Raw genomic sequence first — 17,027 nt, forward strand, 5'->3', positions numbered from 1 at the left:
CGCATTCCCTTTTACGAAAGCAGACGCCGGCAGATGACGCCAAATCCATCGGCCCAGCCGATAAGCATGGCGAACATCAGCAGCCAGACAAACAGCAGAAAATGCCAGTAGATGGCGCAGAGCTCGACGCTCGTGGTCAGCTCTTTGGTGATCCGCGTCGCGTTGCGAACCTTGTCGGTCGTGCGCGCGAGCGCCACGAGGCCGCCGACGAGATGCAGCGCATGCACGCCCGTCAGCAAATAGAAAAAGGCGTTCGCCGCGTTGCTCGAGGCGAAGAATTTCAGTTCGATCAGTTCGCGCCACGCCCACATCTGTCCAATCAGGAAAAAGCCGGCCGTCGCAGCTCCAATGAGCAAGGCGGTCTTCACGCGCTCGACGTCAGCCCGACGGGCGGCGACGAGCGCAGCCTGCAAGGCGACGCTGCTCGCCGCGAGAAGAAATGTGTTGAACCAGAGAACGCCGGGGATCGGCGGCATCTGCCAGTCCGGCGCATCGCCGCGCATGAAAAACGCGGCGGCGAGCAGCGAGAACAGACAGCCGGCGACGGCAAGAAAGATTGCGAGCGCCACTTTTGTGGCGGGCGGCGGCTCAGCGCCGGCGGCGCGACGGTAATGCGCGACCTCGCCTTCCTCGAGCCAGGGCGACTCCATGACGCCCTGGCGCGCCAACCAGAGAATCGCAACCGTGAAGATGAAGATGAAGAAGAGACCCATCACGCTCATGGCGAACGCTCTCCTCTGACCGGCGGCGCGTTCTGCGGCAGGTAATCTTCGGGGGCGCCGGGAACGCTGTAACCGTACGGCCAGCGATAAACGACCGGAAGCTGTTTGCCCCAGTTGCCATGGCCCGGTGGCGTCTCGGGCGTCTGCCATTCGAGCGAGGCCGCGCGCCACGGATTGCCGCCCGCTGGCGCGCCATATTTCAAGCTCTTGAAGAGATTGTAGAAGAAGATCGACTGAGCGAAGCCAACCGCCAGCGCCGTGATGGTGATGAAAATATTGAGCGTCGTGGCCGAGGCCGGAACGAAGGCGGTTTCGCCCATCTCGTAGAAGCGTCGCGGCATGCCGAGAACGCCGAGATAGTGCATCGGAAAGAAGATCGCATAGGCGCCGAGGAAGGTGATCCAGAAATGGATCTTGCCGAGCCGCTCATCCATCATGCGGCCAGTGATTTTCGGATACCAGTGATAGATCGCGCCAAAAATGACGAGCACTGGCGCAATGCCCATCACCATATGGAAATGCGCGACAACGAAGAGCGTCGCTGATAGCGGCACGTCGACGATCACGTTACCGAGATAAAGGCCGGTGATGCCGCCATTGACGAAGGTGACGAGGAAGCCGAGCGCGAACAGCATCGGCGTCGTGAAGTGGATGTCGGCGTGCCAAAGAGTCAGCACCCAGTTGTAGACCTTCAACGCCGTCGGCACCGCGATGGCGAGCGTGGTGACGGCGAAGAAGAACCCGAACCACGGGTCCATGCCGCTCACATACATGTGATGGCCCCACACTACCATGCTCAGCACGCCGATCGCGATGATGGCCCAAACCATCATCCTGTAGCCGAAGATGTTCTTTCGCGCGTGCACGCTGATGAGATCGGAAACAATGCCGAACGCCGGCAGCGCGACGATGTAGACTTCCGGATGGCCGAAGAACCAGAACAGGTGTTGGAACAGGATAGGACTCCCGCCGACATATTCCTTGTGTTCGCCAAGTTCGACGATCGACGGCACGAAGAAGCTCGTGCCGAGCGTGCGGTCGAGAAGCAGCATGACGCAGGCGACGAAAAGTCCGGGAAAAGCGAGAAGCGCCATCACCGCGGCGGCGAAAATGCCCCATACCGTGAGCGGCATGCGCATCAATGTCATGCCGCGGGTGCGCGCCTGCAACACGGTCACGACGTAATTCAATCCTCCCATCGTGAAGCCGATGATGAAGAGGATCAAAGAGGCGAGCATCAGAATGATGCCCCATTCATGGCCCGGCGTGCCGGTTAAAATCGATTGCGGCGGATAAAGAGTCCAGCCGGCGCCGGTCGGTCCGCCAGGAAAGAAATAGCTCGCCACAAGGACGAGCGTGGCAATCAGATAAACCCAGTAGCTGAGCATGTTGACGTAAGGGAACACCATGTCCCTCGCGCCGACCATCAGTGGAATGAGATAGTTGCCGAAGCCGCCGAGAAAGATGGCGGTGAGCATGTAGACGACCATGATCATGCCGTGCATGGTCACGGACTGATAATAGACTTGGGCGTCAATGAACGGGATCGCGCCTGGGAAAGCGAGCTGCAGGCGGATCACCCAGGACAGCACGAGCGCCAGAATGCCGACGGTGATGGCTGTGCCGGCATATTGAATGGCGATGACCTTGGCGTCCTGGCAGAAGACATATTTCGTGATCCAGCTGTGAGCGTGATAAAGCTCGACGTCTTCCACTTCCGCCGGCGGCGGAGCGACGTTCTGCGGTACGCTGGCGTCGGTCATCGAACGCTCCTCCCTTCGCCTCCGTCGCGCCTGCGGCGATTGATCGAGCGCCATGGCGGCGGCGCCCTCTCGGCGGCGATGAATGTCAATGCGGCGCGACGAGCGTCGGTAAGCGTCATTGCGCAGAAGCCCGTTTGTCTCGGCCTGCGTCGCTCTTTCGCGATTGCTCGAACGTCTGCTGCGCCGTACGCCAGGCCTCGAAGTCGGCTTCAGACTCGACGATCATCTTGCCGCGCATCTGCGGATGCCCCGTGCCGCAATAGGCGGCGCAGAGTATCTCATATTCGCCGATCTTGGTCGGCGTGAACCAGAAATATGTGACGATGCCCGGCACGAGATCCATTTTCGCCCTGATTTCCGGGACGTAAAAATCATGTAGGACGTCGATCGAGCGCAACAGGACCTTGACCGGCTTGCCGAGCGGAAGATGCAGTTCGCCGGCCGTGACCAGCAGATCGTCCTGTCCCTTCGGATCGGCCGGGCTCAGACCGAGGGCATTGGCGGAGTCGATATAGCGAACGTCGCTCGAGCCGAGCTGATTGTCGGCGCCCGGCAGGCGAAAGCTCCAGTTCCACTGGACCCCCACCGCTTCGATCTCCATCGCGTCTTTGGGCACGGTGATGAACTGGCCCCAAACCAGCAGGCCAGGCGCCAGCAGAATGATGACGGCGATCGTCGTGACGATTCCAAGCCAGGCTTCGAGCTTCTGGTTTTCGGGCTCATAGGCCGCGCGGCGGCCTGGCTGATGGCTAAAGCGGTAGAGGCAATAGGCCATGAATAAAATGACGGCGACGAAACCTGCGCCAGTCACCAGAAAGGTGAGCCCCATCGTATCGTCGATGAAGCCCCAATTCGAAGCGATCGGCGTCGCCCGCCAGGGACTCAAAATATGGAACAGAATGGAACCGACAACCACCAGGACCATAACGAGGGCGATGTACATGCGCTGTCTGTCCTCGCCGCGAAATTGGGCCGATACGTCAATATAGACCGGGCTTTCGGTTTGCGTCAAAGTGACGCGCGCCCCAAGCGAGCGCCAAGAGTTTGGCGAATCTCCGTGATTAAGTTGCAGAGGACGAGGCCGCGGAGAAGGTCTTTCGCTGCAGCACGCCGTCCAGGCGACAAAAAACCCGCGCGGTCCAAAGTCCCGCGCGGGTTAGGATTAAGTTCTGTGAGAACTTATTTTTTCGGCGCAGCTGGCGCGCCGTTTTGCACGGTCGGCGCGGCGCCCTTCTGAGCCTCGAGCCTCTTGCGCTCTTCCTCTGCCTTCTTCTGCAGCTCTTCCTGCAGCTTCTTCTGCTGCTCCTCGAGCACCTTCGGATCGATCGCGGGACCGTCGAAGGCTTTGCCGAAATTGGCGAGCGGCAGATAGAAAGTGACTTCGGCGTTCGCCTGATTCTTGACGATCACCGTCATCTTCTCGGCCTTCTTCATGCCGTCGACGACCGCCTTTTTGACCTTAGCTTCGGCGAAGCAGCCGTTCGGGAAGCAGATTTCAAACGCGCCGGCGTCCTGCGGGCCTTTGTCGATCGCAAAGCGGAAGCCAGGCTTCAGCATGAGGCCCGGCGGCAGCAGCAGGCGGATGATCTTCTGGTCGTCGCCTTTAGGATCGTAGATCGCGAGCGCGAGAAGCGGCTGCGGCGCTTCCCCTTCCTTCGCCGAGACGCCGAAGTCCCGCGTCGTGTAGCAGACCTCCTTTTTGGTCTGCTGATCCGCGCCGCAAACCTTGGTCCAGTCGGGCTGCACGGCGACGAGATCGGCGGCGATCGGTCCTTGAGGCTGCTGTTGCTGCGGAGCGCCGGCCGCGGGGGCCTGCTGAGCCAACGCGCCCCCGCTGACGAACAGCAACGCTCCCGCAAGAGCTATCGCGCGAGAACGCGAGAAATGGGTCGACATCGGAAGTTCCTTTCGATTGTCCTGCTGGCCGGCGCCCCCAGGCTCCGGATCTTTTTTAAGGTCGCGTCGTAACGGGAGGCCGCCTTCGCGCTACAGCGCCGTGGAACCCTGACCAGCCGTGTTCCAACGCGATCGCGAGACGCCGACGAGACGACGGCAACGCTCTTACATGGTCGGCGCAGTAAATTCCAGCCGGGGGACGCGCTCAATGCTTAAGGAGACCGCATTTTTTGCGAAAATTTCACAAAAAATGGCCGAAAACTCCGGCGCGGCTGGCTTCTTGCCCCGGGACGTTGGATTATGGTCCGCCCATGAAGATCCGTCTGATTTCTGCGAGGCGCCCCGCCGGCGGCGAACGGCGCATGCGGGGCCACTGCCCGCCAAGCTTGGCGCCGCCGCTCATTCTCATGATCGCCCTCATGGTCGCGGCCCTCTTGGCGTTGCCCGGCGCAGAGGCGGCCCCGACCCCGTCGTCTTCCGAAATCCCCTGCCCGACGCATGGGATCGCCATGCATGGCGCGCCCGCCTTGCCGAGCGATTTCAATCATTTTCCTTACGCGGAGCCAGGCGCCAGAAAGGGCGGCAGACTTCGCGTCGGCCTCTCCGGCACTTTCGACAGCCTTAACCCCTTCAATCTCAAGTCGGGAACCGCCGCGCAGGGGCTTGTTGGAAATGTTTTCCAAACCCTGATGGCCCGCTCCCAGGACGAGCCCTTCACGCTCTACGGCTTGATCGCGCAATCGATCGACATCGATCCGGCGCGCTCGCAGGTGACCTTCCATCTCGACCCCCGCGCGCGCTTTTCCGACGGAAAGCCGATCACCGCCGAAGACGTGCTGTTCTCTTTCAGCCTACTGAAGACGAAAGGCCGGCCGCAGCAGCGCATCGCCTATGGGCTCGTCAAATCGGTGGACGCGCCCGACGCACATACGGTGCATTACGACCTCACGGGCGTCGGCGACCGGGAGCTGCCGCTCATTCTCGCGATCATGCCGGTGCTTCCCAAACATGCGACTGACGTTGAACGCTTTTCCGACGCCACGCTCGCGAAGCCGATCGGCTCCGGGCCCTATGTGATTGATGACGTCAAGGTGGGCGAGCGCCTCTTGCTACGCCGCAACAAGGACTATTGGGCCGCCGATCTGCCGAGCCAGCGCGGGTTCAACAATTTCGACGAAGTCGACATACAATATTTCCGCGACGGCAATTCGCTGTTTGAAGCCTTCAAGGCTGGACTTCTCGACTATCGCGACGAAACCAGCACCACGCGCTGGGCGAGCGGCTATGACTTCCCCGCGCTGGCCGAGGGGCGCGTGGTGAAGGAGACGCTGAAGAACGAAAATCCCAAAGGCATGGAAGGATTCGTCTTCAATACGCGCCGCCCGCTGTTCAAGGACATCCGCCTGCGCGAAGCGCTCGGCATGATGTTCGATTTCGAATGGGTCAACGCCAATCTCTACGCCGGACTTTATACGCGCACGAAAAGCTTCTTCGACGAATCAGAATTGTCTTCCTCGGGCCGCCCGGCGTCCGAAGGCGAGCGCGCCTTGCTCGCGCCGTTCCCCGGCGCGGTGCGCGAAGACATTCTGGAAGGGCGCTGGCGTCCGCCCGTCAATGACGGATCTGGCCGCGACCGCGAGATGGCGAAGCGCGCGCTCGCCTTGCTTGAAAGCGCCGGCTACAGCATCGATGGCGGCGCCTTGAAGAAGGACGGCGCGCCGGTCTCCTTCGAGATCATGGTCAAGGACCGTAATCAAGAACGGCTCGCGCTCAACTACGCCGCGTCGCTGCAACGAATCGGCGTCGACGCTCGTGTGCGTCTCGTCGATGAAGTGCAATATCAGCGTCGGCGCCAGAAATTCGATTTCGACATGATGCTCGGTCAATGGGTGGCTTCGGCCTCGCCCGGCAATGAGCAGCGCATGCGCTGGGGTTCTGCAAGTGCGAACCAGGAAGCCTCGTTCAATCTCGCCGGCGCCGCTTCGCCGGCGATCGACTCGCTCATCGCCGCACTGCTCGCGGCGACGAGTCATGACGATTTCGTCACCGCCGTGCGCGCCTATGATCGCGTGCTGCTTTCCGGCTTTTATATCGTGCCGTTGTTTCACGCATCCGAACAATGGCTCGCGCATTCGACCGACATCGCTCGGCCAGCGCAATTGCCGCGCTATGCATCGCCGATGTTCAGCCCGACTCTCGAAAGCTGGTGGAGACAGCGCTGAACGCGGAGCTTGGACCGGCTGGCGGCCGTCGCTCGTCGAAACCGCGGCGATCGTCGCAGGCCAACCTGTTGATCGCCATTGTCGGCAAAAAGACGCTGCAGCGATTTTCGAGCGCCGATTTCGAAGAGAACAAGAGCATCTGCCGATTTGCGAATTGATGCCGAGCGTCCGTCAAAAGACACTTTGCAAGACGCGTAGGGAATTCGATGCCTTCGTCGCGGGGTACATGGAGGAACAAAAAAACCTGCACATGCACTTCACACAAAAGGACATTGTGCAACCCGAAATTAAAGCCCAAGAGGCCAGCACCGCGAACGCCACCGCTGCCAAATCCGGCGCGGCCGACTCCACGTCTTTTGCAACCGTGTCAGGTCGGCGTAGGTCTCGGCGCAGCCAGGCTTTGCCCGCTCAAAATCTATGAGCCGTTTTGTGTCTATATACGCTCGAACCATCTCGTACTCCCAGAAGTCGTAGCAGATGCGTTCGTCAAGTATCTTGTTGTTTATACCAATTGCTATCAACTCGTGGATATTTAAACATTGGCAAATTTTTGTGTACGCATCTGTGCTTTCGAACTCCTTCATCGACTGCGCATTATTCAACTCCTTGACCGCATTTTCGAAATCATTAAACGCCTTCACTATCTTATCATCCATCTCAGTCTTTAAGAACAAATCTATAGCTGCTCGCCGACGAGCGATTTGTCTCTGAACACATAGTGTACACAATGCCAATACGAAACCGAGAATGGCAGCAGTGGCGGTCGCGATTGGAGCGTTTTGTTGAAAATCTGTGAGTGTCATTGTCCGTCCATCCACGCCAAAAAATACGATTCCTGACCATTTCACAAGGCAGCGCTTCCGAGATCATGATAGGTTAAGGGAATAGGGCAAGACAAAATGTCGCTTTGCCGCTGCCGAACGCTCGCCGAGAATCCTGTCCGCGGCGTCCGCTCTCTAACCCATCGCGTCGATTATCGAAATTCGTGAATTTCAGGAATGCTAACCCAAGTTCCATAATGCGCGTCACGCGCTACTGCAAAAGGTAGACCCCTTTTGCAATCAAATTATCGCCCCAAGGCCGCGCGCTTTCACGATTGAGAGCAGCTTGGGCGAGGGGCCGCTTGGCTTCTTTTCGCCGCGCTCCCATTCGCTCACCAGTTTGGGCTTTACGTTCAGGACGCGAGCGAACACGCCTTCGCGCTCGCGCAGCGCAAGGATTTGCGCGCCCGTCAGCGGCTCGATCATGGTGAGACACGCCGCATCAAATTCGCGCATCGTCTTGGCGTCGAGCACGCCAATGCGATGCAGGCCGCTTGCCGTCTCGTGCGCGGCTTCTGCGCTTTTGCTGCGAAATTTCTTCTTGGCCTTAGTCGTCATGTTCCACCTCGATGAGTTCGCCTTCCTCGATTGCCCTTTCAATCTCCGCTGCGTTCATGAGCAAGAATTGCCGCGCCAGCTTTTTCAAAAGCTCCAAATCATCCGCGTCGATATTGTCCCGCTCGTTCTTGGCGAAGCCGTAAAGAAAAATGCTTCGCTCCTTCACACGGTAGGCAATGATGGTGCGGAATCCGCCTCAAGGTAATCAGGCGAAGGGTCTCCTCATCCTGAGGAGCGGCCGAAGGCCGCGTCTCGAAGGACGAGGAGACCCTTCGTGCGCGCTCTGTGGCTCGCCCTCGTGCTTCGAGACGGCTCCTGCGGAGCCTCCTCAGCATGAGGGCGAAGATGGCTGTCCTTCACCAGACTACCTTGGGAATCCGTGCGAGCTGCCCCCGCCATCCCGCGCAACCCTCTGCTTGAATAAGGATGCTCTCTATCATAGCGATTGTTCGCCCTAAGCCATTATAATCTGCAGAACCATGGCCGCTTGAGCCGATTCGCCCATGCCTATTCGCCGTCTCGATCCAATTCTCGTCGACCGCATCGCCGCCGGCGAAGTGGTCGAGCGCCCTAGCTCCGCCGTCAAGGAGCTCGTCGAGAATGCGCTCGACGCCGGAGCGAGCCGCATCGATGTCGCCATCGAAGAAGGCGGCAAGAGGCTCATCCGCGTCATCGATGATGGATGCGGCATGGACGAACGCGACCTTGCGCTCGCCATCGAGCGCCATGCCACATCGAAAATCCCAGACGGAGATCTGACCAATATCGCGACGCTCGGTTTTCGCGGTGAGGCGCTGCCCTCGATCGCCGCGGTGGCGGATCTGACCATTGAAACCCGCGCGACGGGCGCCGCGCACGGCTTTTCGATCCGGGTCGAATCCGGCGAAAAGCGCGGTTTGAGCCCCTCCAATTGGCCGCGCGGAACCAAAATCGAAGCGCGCGCGCTCTTTGCGGCGACGCCGGCGCGGCTGAAATTCTTGAAAACCGAACGCACCGAAACCGCGGCGATCGTCGACGTCGTCAAACGTCTCGCCATAGCGAATCCGCAAGTGAGATTTTCGCTTGCCGCCGACAGCGGCGCGCTCTTCGACTATTCCGCATGCAGCGACGATCCGGCGCGGCGCATTTTTCAAATTCTTGGCGAAGAATTCAGCTCAAACGCCTTTGAACTCGAGGCCGTTCGCGAAGGCTTGCGCCTTTCTGGTCTTGCCGGCCTGCCGACCTATCATCGCGGCAACGCGCAGATGCAATATGTCTATGTCAACGGCCGGCCGGTGCGCGACAAGCTCTTCGCCGGCGCCATTCGCGCCGCCTATCTCGATTACTTAAGTTCCGACCGCCATCCTGTCGTCGCGCTCTTCATTGAATGCGATCCGCGCATCGTCGACGTCAATGTGCATCCGGCAAAAGCGGAAGTGCGCTTCGCGGATCCCGGACTCGTGCGTGGCCTCGTCGTTGGCGCTCTGAAACAGGCGCTTGCCGAGAAAAGCCGCCGCAGCGCCGATGCGAACGCGCGCGTGGCGATCGACGCTTTGGCGCGCACAAATGGCGCGCCCTATCGCGCGCCGGCGCCTGCGAATTGGAATTTGTCGCGCTCTCCTTATGCGCCCTCGGGCTTCGAAGAGCCGCCGCAGCACGCCTTCGACCATGGCGCGCCAATGGCCGACGCGCGCGCGCATGACGTGGCTGCACAAGACGTCGACTCTCCTCTCGGCGCCGCGCGCGCGCAGCTGCATGAAACCTACATCATCGCCCAGACTCTCGACGGACTCGTCATCGTCGATCAGCACGCCGCGCATGAACGCATCGTCTACGAGAAGTTCAAACGCCAGTGCGAAGAAACTGGCGTCGCACGCCAATTGCTGCTGATCCCGGCGGTCGTCGAACTCGATGAGGCGCGGATGAATGCGCTCGCGCCGGCGCTCGACGAGCTCGCGGCGCTTGGTCTCGCGCTCGAACCTTTCGGCCCGGGCGCTGTGCTCATGCGCGAGACGCCTGCGCTGCTCGGCGAAGTCGACTGCAAGCGGCTCGTCGAGGACATCGCCGATCTCTTGGCGGAAGATGGCGACGCGCGCGGCCTTTCGCGCAGACTCGATCACGTGCTCGCGACCTGCGCCTGCCATCATTCGGTGCGGGCCGGAAGGCGGCTTTCAGCGCCCGAGATGAACGCGTTGCTGCGCGAGATGGAGGCGACGCCGGGCGCGGGTCAATGCAACCATGGCCGGCCGACCTATATTGAGCTGAAGCTCGCTGATATCGAGAAGCTCTTCGGGCGCAGGTGATTTTAGAAATTTATCTGGGGCGGCGTAACATTTCCCGGCGCTCGAACGAATGAGGACGAGAACGCAGGAGCCCGACTGTGAATCGTCGTAGTCTCTTATCAGGCGCCGCCTTTCTGGCCTTTGCACGGAACGCGCATGCCGCCGCAGAAATGGTCGAGATTGAAACATTCGACGCAAATGGCAAAAGCCTCGGGCTTTCGCGCGTTGAAAAGATCGTCAAGACCGAGCCGGAATGGCGCGCGCAGCTCTCGCCGCTCGCCTTCGAGGTGACGCGCAAGGATGGAACTGAACGCGCGTTCACAGGTCCCTATTGGGACAATCACGCTGACGGACTCTATCGATGCGTCTGCTGCGATACGGCGCTGTTCGATTCAAAGACCAAATATGATTCCGGCACGGGTTGGCCGAGCTTCTTTGCGCCGATTTCGAAGGCGAATGTCGTCGAAAGCGCAGATAACTCGTTCGGCATGAGACGCGTCGCCGTCTCCTGCAAACGCTGCGACGCGCATCTTGGCCATGTCTTCGCCGACGGACCAAAGCCGACAGGATTGCGCTATTGCATGAATGGCGTTGCGCTGCGTTTCGTCGGGCGCGGACAAGCGTAGGAGACATCGCCATGAGGCTCGCCGCCGCGCTCGTCGCCGCACTGATAATTTTCGCCGCGTGTCCCGCCAGCGCCGCCGAGCGTGCGATCGTCTTGCCAGCGCCTGCTTACGATCCGCCGGCCGCGAGCGGGAGCGAACAAAGGCTTGTCGTCGCCGGCGGCTGCTTTTGGGGCGTGCAAGGCGTGTTTCAGCACGTCAAGGGCGTCTCGCACGCAATGTCCGGCTATGCCGGCGGCGGCAAGGAGGCGGCGCGTTACGACAAGGTTTCACAGGGCGACAGCGGCCATGCGGAATCGGTCGAAATCACCTATGATCCGAAAATCGTGAGCCTTGGAGAATTGCTGCGCGTCTATTTTTCCGTCGCGCATGATCCGACGCAATTGAACCGTCAGGGCCCTGATGCAGGCGCACAATATCGTTCGGCGATTTTTGTCGCCAACGCCGAGCAGGAAAAGGTCGCGCGCGACTATATCCAGCAGCTGTCGAGCGCGCAGGCCTTTTCAGCGCCGATCGTCACGACGCTCGAACCGCTCAAGGCGTTCTATCCGGCGGAGGTCTATCATCAGGACTATCTTATCCGCCATCCGGCGCAGCCTTACATCGTCTATAACGACATGCCGAAGATCGATCACCTGAAGCGCCTCTTTCCGTCGCTCTATCGCGAAAGCCCGGCGCTGACGAATTGAGATATCGGCGATTGGTCAACGGGCGCGCTTCGCGCGATGGCACTGCACCTTAGATTCCAAAACTTCTAACTTTCGGCCAAGAAAGCGTTTTGTGCGGACGTATTCCCCGCATCGCAATATCTCTGGTAACAATGCCGGCTCGAATCGGAGGAAATGCTCCTTGCCCTTCAACTGACCCTTTCCTCCTGGGCGAGAAAAGGGGATAGCCGAAGATTTCGCCATCGTGTCGACGCTTCTTGTTCGCTCCCCTCGCAACCAAATAGCGCTGTTACCCTGGGCGCTCGTCTTCGCCCTTGTGCTGTTCTCGCTCTACACGCTCGCGCTCTCGCGCGGCGAGCCGGTCAACGCCATGTGGCTCGTGACGGCGGCGATCGGAACCTACGCCATCGGCTATCGCTTCTATTCGCGCTTCATCGCCGAGCGCGTGCTGGGCTTAGATGCGCGCCGCCGCACGCCCGCGCTTCGCCGCAACGACGGGCTCGATTATGTGCCGACCGACAAATGGGTGCTGTTTGGCCATCATTTCGCGGCGATCGCCGGCGCCGGACCGCTGGTCGGGCCGGTGCTCGCGGCGCAAATGGGCTATCTGCCGGGAACATTGTGGCTCTTAACTGGCGTCATTTTCGCCGGCGCCGTGCAGGATTTTCTTGTTCTGTTTATTTCCACACGCCGCGACGGTCGTTCGCTCGGCGATCTGATCAAGGCAGAGATGGGGCGCGTGCCCGGCGTCATCGCGATGTTCGGCATTCTTACGATCATGATCATCCTGCTCGCGGTGCTGGCGCTCGTCGTCGTCAAAGCGCTCGCCGACAGTCCGTGGGGCGCCTTCACCGTTTTCGCGACGCTACCGATCGCCGTGTTCATGGGCGTCTATGGCCGCTATCTACGGCCGGGCCGCATCGGCGAAATGTCGGCGATCGGTTTCGTTCTGCTGCTCGCAAGCATCGCCTTCGGCCGCACCGTATCTGAAAGCGCGTTGCTTGCGCCGCTCTTCAGCTTCAAGGGAGAGACGCTGGCCTTCATGCTCATCGGCTATGGCTTCGTCGCTTCAGTTTTACCAGTCTGGCTGTTGCTCGCGCCGCGCGACTATCTCTCGACCTTCTTAAAGATTGGCACGATCCTGTCGCTCGCGCTTGGCATCTTTATTGTCTGGCCCGATCTCAAAATGCCGGCGATCAGCCGCTTCATCGACGGCACTGGCCCGGTCTTCGCCGGCAGCGTCTTTCCGTTTCTGTTCATCACCATCGCCTGTGGCGCCGTGTCGGGTTTTCATGCGCTTGTTTCTTCCGGCACGACGCCGAAGATGATCGGCGACGAAACGCAGACCCGCTTCATCGGCTATGGCGCGATGCTGATGGAATCCTTCGTCGCGGTCATGGCGCTTATCGCCGCAAGCGTGCTTGAGCCCGGCGTCTATTTTGCCATGAACAGCGCGCCGGCGCTGATCGGCGCAACGCCCGATTCCGCCGCGGCGGCGATCTCCTCCTGGGGCTTCGCGGTCACGCCGGAAACGCTGTCCGGCGTCGCCGCCGAGGTCGGCGAGAAGACGATATTGTCGCGCACTGGCGGCGCGCCGACGCTCGCCGTCGGCATGGCGCATATTCTCTCCTCCGCCGTCGGCGGCTCGGCCATGCGCTCCTTCTGGTATCATTTCGCCATTCTCTTCGAGGCGCTGTTCATCCTCACCACGATCGACGCCGGCACGCGCGTCGCGCGTTTCATGATCCAGGATCTCTTCGGCGCCTTCTTTCCGGCCTTCGGCAACACCCGCGCCTGGGCGCCGAATCTCGCCGCGACCGCCATCGCCGTCAGCGGCTGGGGCTATTTCCTCTATCAGGGCGTGATCGATCCGCTCGGCGGCATCAATACGCTGTGGCCGCTGTTCGGCATCGCCAACCAAATGCTCGCGGCGATCGCGCTGACGCTTTGCGTCGTGGTGCTCTATCGGATGAAGCGCGAGCGCTACGCCTTTGTCGCCATCGCGCCGACGGCATGGCTCTATATCTGCACGCTGACGGCGGCGTTTGAAAAAATCTTTCACGATGATCCGCGCATCGGCTTCCTGGCGCACGCCAGAAAATTCGCCGCCGCCGCCGAGAAAGAGCAATTGCTGGCGCCGGCGAAGACGCTTGCCGAAATGCAGCGCGTCATCTTCAACGATTATGTCGACGCGACGCTTTGCGCCATCTATGTCACGCTGGTTCTGGCGATGCTCGGCTTCGCCATCAGGGCCATTCGCGCCGCGCGCGCCGCTGAACATGTCACCACGCGGGAGACCGAGGATGAATTGCACGATCTGCGGCCTGCCCGGGCTTGATCTCAATCGCCTCGCGCGGAAGCTCCGCGATGGCGCGAAGCTGATGGTCGGACAGGGCGATTATGACGCCTATGTCGCGCATGTCCGCGAGCGGCATGAAGGCGCGCCGGTCATGACGCGCGATGAATTCTTCCGCGCGCGGGAGAATGCACGTTTTGGCGCCGGCGGCGAACGCGCGTTTCGTTGTTGTTGATCGCGCCCCGGCGATGACGGCTGTCGCCGGCTGCGATAATGTCGCTTATGGCCTTGCCTCCGACGCCCGAAACTCGCGCCGCGCTTCTTGCGCTCCTCGACTGGTATGCCGAAAGCGGCGTCGATCTCGCGCTCGACGAGACGCCGCACGATCGCTACGCGGACAGCGCGCGGGTGGACGTTGCGTCGTTTCCTGAGCCGCAGGAATCAGCAGCGAGTCTTTCAGTCGCAGCGCAGCCGCCAATCGCCGAACGTCCCCGTCCCCCCGCGGCGCCGATGGTCGCGCCCGATGAAGCCATTCGCGCCGCAGAGGCGGCGGCGGCCGGCGCGCGCGACCTTGACGAACTCGCTGCGCGTCTCGCCGATTTTCCGCATGCGCCGTTTCGCGACATGGCGCAGCATTTTCTTTTCGGCGCTGGCGCCGCCGACGCGCGGCTCGTCGCCTTCGACGCCGCGCCGGGCGCGACGGAGGAAGCAAGCGGCGAAGCGTTTTGCGGGCTCTCGGCGAAGCTCCTCGACAATATGCTCGCGGCGATCGGACTCGAGCGCTCAAGCGCCTCGCTCGCCTATGTCTCGCCATGGCGCCCGCCCGGAGATCGCGCGCTGACGCCGCATGAGGCGGCGATCTTCGCGCCTTTCGCGCGCCGGCGGGTGGAGCTGGCGCGGCCAGACGTTCTGCTGCTTTTTGGCGAAGCGCCAGCGCGGATCATGCTCGCGACGAACGAGCCGGTCGGAAAGCTGCGCGGCAAGATGCATGAAGCGCGCTACGGCGCGCATGTCGCGCGCGCTTTCGTTTTCTCTAGTCTCGAGGCGATGCTGAAAAGCGCGGCGCTGAAACCCGCCGCCTGGCGCGATTTGCGAAGGGCGGCGGAGGCGTTGTGATTGCTGCCAAAGGGTGGGGAATTGTGAAGGGCTTCCTCATCCTGAGGAGCGTGCGCAGCACGCGTCTCGAAGGACGAGGAAGCCCTTTTCGCGTACATTTTGTCACCCTCGTCCTTCGAGACGCCGCCTGCGGCGGCTCCTCAGGATGAGGGTGAGGAAACCAATCCTTCGCTCGACTCCTTCATCAAACGGCGCGCGTGGATGGCCGGGACAAGCCCGGCCATGACGTGCGAGAGACTTACTCCGCCGCTTCGCCCTTCTCGCCGCCGCCGAAGCGGCGGGTGACGTAATCATCGACGATGCGGGTGAATTCCTCGGCGATGCCCTCGCCGCGCAAGGTCATCGCCTTCTTGCCGTCGATGAAGACGGGCGCGGCGGGCGTCTCGCCAGTGCCGGGCAGCGAAATGCCGATGTCGGCGTGTTTCGACTCGCCGGGACCGTTCACGATGCAGCCCATCACCGCGACATTGAGCGTCTCAACGCCGGGATAGTGCATGCGCCAGACAGTCATGCGCTCGCGGATATGCGCCTGGATGTCGCGCGCGAGTTCCTGAAACACGGTCGAGGTGGTGCGCCCGCAGCCCGGACAGGCAGCGACGAGCGGCACGAAGGTGCGAAAGCCCATCGTTTGCAGAATTTCCTGGGCGACGCGCACTTCAAGCGCGCGGTCGCCCCCGGGCTCCGGCGTCAGCGACACGCGGATCGTGTCGCCGATTCCGTCCTGCAGCAGCACGCCGAGCGCGGCGGAGGACGCGACGACGCCCTTCGAGCCCATGCCGGCTTCGGTGAGCCCCAAATGCAGCGCATAGTCGCTGCGCGCCGCGAGCATGCGATAGACGGCGATGAGGTCCTGCACCGCCGAGACCTTCGCCGAAATGACGATGCGGTCTTTTGAGAGGCCGATCTCCTCGGCGCGCCGCGCCGACATCAGCGCCGAACGAACCAGCGCCTCGCGGGTCACGGCGCGCGCATCGAGCGGCCGGTCGGAGGCGTGGTTCAAATCCATGAGATAGGTCAGGAGCTCCTGGTCGAGTGAGCCCCAATTGGCGCCGATGCGCACCGCCTTGCCGTGCTTGGCGGCGAGTTCGACGATCGAGGCGAACTGTCTGTCCCGCTTCTCCTTGAAGCCGACATTGCCCGGATTGATCCGGTATTTGGCGAGCGCCTCGCCGCAGGCCGGATGATCGGCGAGCAGCTTGTGCCCGATGTAATGGAAGTCGCCGACGAGCGGGACGTTTATGCCCTTCTGGTCCAGCCTGTCGCGGATATGCGGCACAGCGGCGGCCGCCTCGTCGCGATCGACGGTGATGCGCACGAGTTCCGAGCCGGCCTGCGCCAGCGCCGTCACCTGGGCGACGGTTGAGTCGACGTCCGCCGTATCGGTGTTGGTCATGGACTGGACGACGATCGGGGCGCCGCCGCCAACCACCACGGCGCCGGGCCCGGAGCCGATCTCGACCGCGCAAGTGCGCCGACGCGGCGCCGGCTCGGCGGCGACCGGATCAGGCAGGCGGGTCTCTTGCGCGGCTTCGTTCATAGGCTCGCTTCGGCGGTCATTGCGGACGCCAGATAGGTCGCCTGTAAAGGCGGCTAGGTCAAGCGCGACGCCCCACCGCTCAGGCGTTTTGCTGGGGTCTCGGCGTCATCCAGGCGACTATGGCGCCGCCGGGCTCCTGTAGCACAGCCATGCGGCCCACGCCCGGGATGTCAAAAGCGTCCTTGCAGATTGTCGCGCCGGCGGCCTTGGCTTTCCCCACGCGCGCATCAACGTCGTCGACGCCGATGTAGGTCAGCCAGTGTTCTGGAACGCCCTCGAATTCGGGACCTTTCATCTCGAACATGCCGCCGACTCGCGCGCCATGGGAACTGATGATCCAATAGGTGAAGCCGCCCATCGGCATGCCCTCAAAGCTCCAGCCGAGAGATTCGCTGTAGAACTTCTTGGCGCGCTCCACGTCATGGACATTGAGCTCGTTCCAGCAGATCGCGCCATGTTTTGGCCGCGCGACAGGTTCATTGGCGCTGGACATAGGCTTCTCCTTTTTCAGCTCAACATCGTTCCAGACAATTGGAAGGCTCGC

General features: G+C 61.5%; 15 protein-coding genes and 1 pseudogene. 7 read left to right on the top strand and 9 right to left on the bottom strand.

Features of this window, described 5'->3' with window-relative positions:
• Positions 1 to 11 precede the first annotated feature (11 nt).
• The 4 genes from FEV16_RS10385 to FEV16_RS10400 all read right to left on the bottom strand — a co-directional run bounded on the left by FEV16_RS10385 (position 12) and on the right by FEV16_RS10400 (position 4,381).
• Positions 12 to 722, bottom strand: coding sequence for a cytochrome c oxidase subunit 3 (locus FEV16_RS10385; protein WP_138167557.1), 711 nt, complete (start codon positions 720 to 722; stop codon positions 12 to 14).
• Positions 719 to 2,485 carry a cbb3-type cytochrome c oxidase subunit I gene (locus FEV16_RS10390; RefSeq protein WP_138167558.1) on the bottom strand — a complete coding sequence of 589 codons (1,767 nt, stop codon included), beginning with the start codon at positions 2,483 to 2,485 and terminating at the stop codon, positions 719 to 721. Before FEV16_RS10390 ends, FEV16_RS10385 begins: the two co-directional genes overlap by 4 nt.
• Positions 2,486 to 2,600: 115 nt before the next feature.
• Complete coding sequence (locus FEV16_RS10395; protein ID WP_171015195.1) at positions 2,601 to 3,428, bottom strand: cytochrome c oxidase subunit II; 828 nt, start codon at positions 3,426 to 3,428, stop codon at positions 2,601 to 2,603.
• 236 nt (positions 3,429 to 3,664) lie between these two features.
• Positions 3,665 to 4,381 carry an invasion associated locus B family protein gene (locus tag FEV16_RS10400; RefSeq protein WP_138167559.1) on the bottom strand — a complete coding sequence of 239 codons (717 nt, stop codon included), beginning with the start codon at positions 4,379 to 4,381 and terminating at the stop codon, positions 3,665 to 3,667.
• Between the two features lie 407 nt (positions 4,382 to 4,788).
• Here FEV16_RS10400 and FEV16_RS10405 point away from each other — a divergent pair, with 407 nt between their 5' ends.
• The gene (locus tag FEV16_RS10405; RefSeq protein WP_138167682.1) at positions 4,789 to 6,603 is read left to right on the top strand and encodes an extracellular solute-binding protein; all 1,815 of its coding nucleotides are present in this window, start codon (positions 4,789 to 4,791) and stop codon (positions 6,601 to 6,603) included.
• 287 nt (positions 6,604 to 6,890) lie between these two features.
• On the opposite strand, the gene FEV16_RS10410 is transcribed toward FEV16_RS10405, so the two are convergent.
• From FEV16_RS10410 to FEV16_RS10420, 3 genes and pseudogenes are all read right to left on the bottom strand, one after another.
• Positions 6,891 to 7,406 carry a DUF4760 domain-containing protein gene (locus FEV16_RS10410; RefSeq protein ID WP_138167560.1) on the bottom strand — a complete coding sequence of 172 codons (516 nt, stop codon included), beginning with the start codon at positions 7,404 to 7,406 and terminating at the stop codon, positions 6,891 to 6,893.
• Between the two features lie 258 nt (positions 7,407 to 7,664).
• Entirely contained in the window at positions 7,665 to 7,982 is a 318-nt protein-coding gene (locus FEV16_RS10415; protein ID WP_138167561.1) for a transcriptional regulator, read from the bottom strand.
• A pseudogene (locus tag FEV16_RS10420) lies at positions 7,972 to 8,166 on the bottom strand (type II toxin-antitoxin system RelE/ParE family toxin); the annotation flags it as partial. The pseudogene FEV16_RS10420 and the gene FEV16_RS10415, both read right to left, overlap by 11 nt.
• Before the next feature lie 319 nt (positions 8,167 to 8,485).
• Between FEV16_RS10420 and mutL the strand changes: the two are divergent.
• The 6 genes from mutL to FEV16_RS10450 all read left to right on the top strand — a co-directional run bounded on the left by mutL (position 8,486) and on the right by FEV16_RS10450 (position 14,946).
• Complete coding sequence (gene mutL, locus FEV16_RS10425; protein WP_138167562.1) at positions 8,486 to 10,264, top strand: DNA mismatch repair endonuclease MutL; 1,779 nt, start codon at positions 8,486 to 8,488, stop codon at positions 10,262 to 10,264.
• A 149-nt stretch (positions 10,265 to 10,413) separates the two neighbouring features.
• Positions 10,414 to 10,869, top strand: coding sequence for a peptide-methionine (R)-S-oxide reductase MsrB (msrB, locus tag FEV16_RS10430; RefSeq protein ID WP_138167683.1), 456 nt, complete (start codon positions 10,414 to 10,416; stop codon positions 10,867 to 10,869).
• A gap of 11 nt (positions 10,870 to 10,880) precedes the next feature.
• A complete protein-coding gene (gene msrA / locus FEV16_RS10435) occupies positions 10,881 to 11,555 on the top strand; it encodes a peptide-methionine (S)-S-oxide reductase MsrA (protein WP_138167563.1) in 675 nt (224 codons plus the stop codon).
• Between the two features lie 223 nt (positions 11,556 to 11,778).
• Positions 11,779 to 13,872 (top strand): carbon starvation CstA family protein, encoded by a 2,094-nt coding sequence (locus tag FEV16_RS10440; RefSeq protein ID WP_281404851.1) that lies wholly within the window; start codon positions 11,779 to 11,781, stop codon positions 13,870 to 13,872.
• Positions 13,838 to 14,065, top strand: coding sequence for a YbdD/YjiX family protein (locus FEV16_RS10445; protein ID WP_138167564.1), 228 nt, complete (start codon positions 13,838 to 13,840; stop codon positions 14,063 to 14,065). Before FEV16_RS10440 ends, FEV16_RS10445 begins: the two co-directional genes overlap by 35 nt.
• Before the next feature lie 38 nt (positions 14,066 to 14,103).
• On the top strand, positions 14,104 to 14,946 hold the full coding sequence (locus FEV16_RS10450) for a uracil-DNA glycosylase (RefSeq protein WP_246657271.1): 843 nt from the start codon (positions 14,104 to 14,106) through the stop codon (positions 14,944 to 14,946).
• Positions 14,947 to 15,184: 238 nt separating this feature from the next.
• Here the strand turns inward: FEV16_RS10450 and ispG are convergent, their stop codons facing one another.
• Together ispG and FEV16_RS10460 are read right to left on the bottom strand one after the other, a co-directional pair.
• Positions 15,185 to 16,483, bottom strand: coding sequence for a flavodoxin-dependent (E)-4-hydroxy-3-methylbut-2-enyl-diphosphate synthase (gene ispG / locus FEV16_RS10455; protein WP_138167565.1), 1,299 nt, complete (start codon positions 16,481 to 16,483; stop codon positions 15,185 to 15,187).
• Between the two features lie 79 nt (positions 16,484 to 16,562).
• Positions 16,563 to 16,976 carry a VOC family protein gene (locus tag FEV16_RS10460; RefSeq protein ID WP_138167566.1) on the bottom strand — a complete coding sequence of 138 codons (414 nt, stop codon included), beginning with the start codon at positions 16,974 to 16,976 and terminating at the stop codon, positions 16,563 to 16,565.
• Positions 16,977 to 17,027 lie beyond the last annotated feature (51 nt).

This window comes from Methylocystis sp. B8, assembly GCF_005771425.1.
In the GTDB taxonomy this organism is placed as follows: Bacteria; Pseudomonadota; Alphaproteobacteria; order Rhizobiales; family Beijerinckiaceae; genus Methylocystis.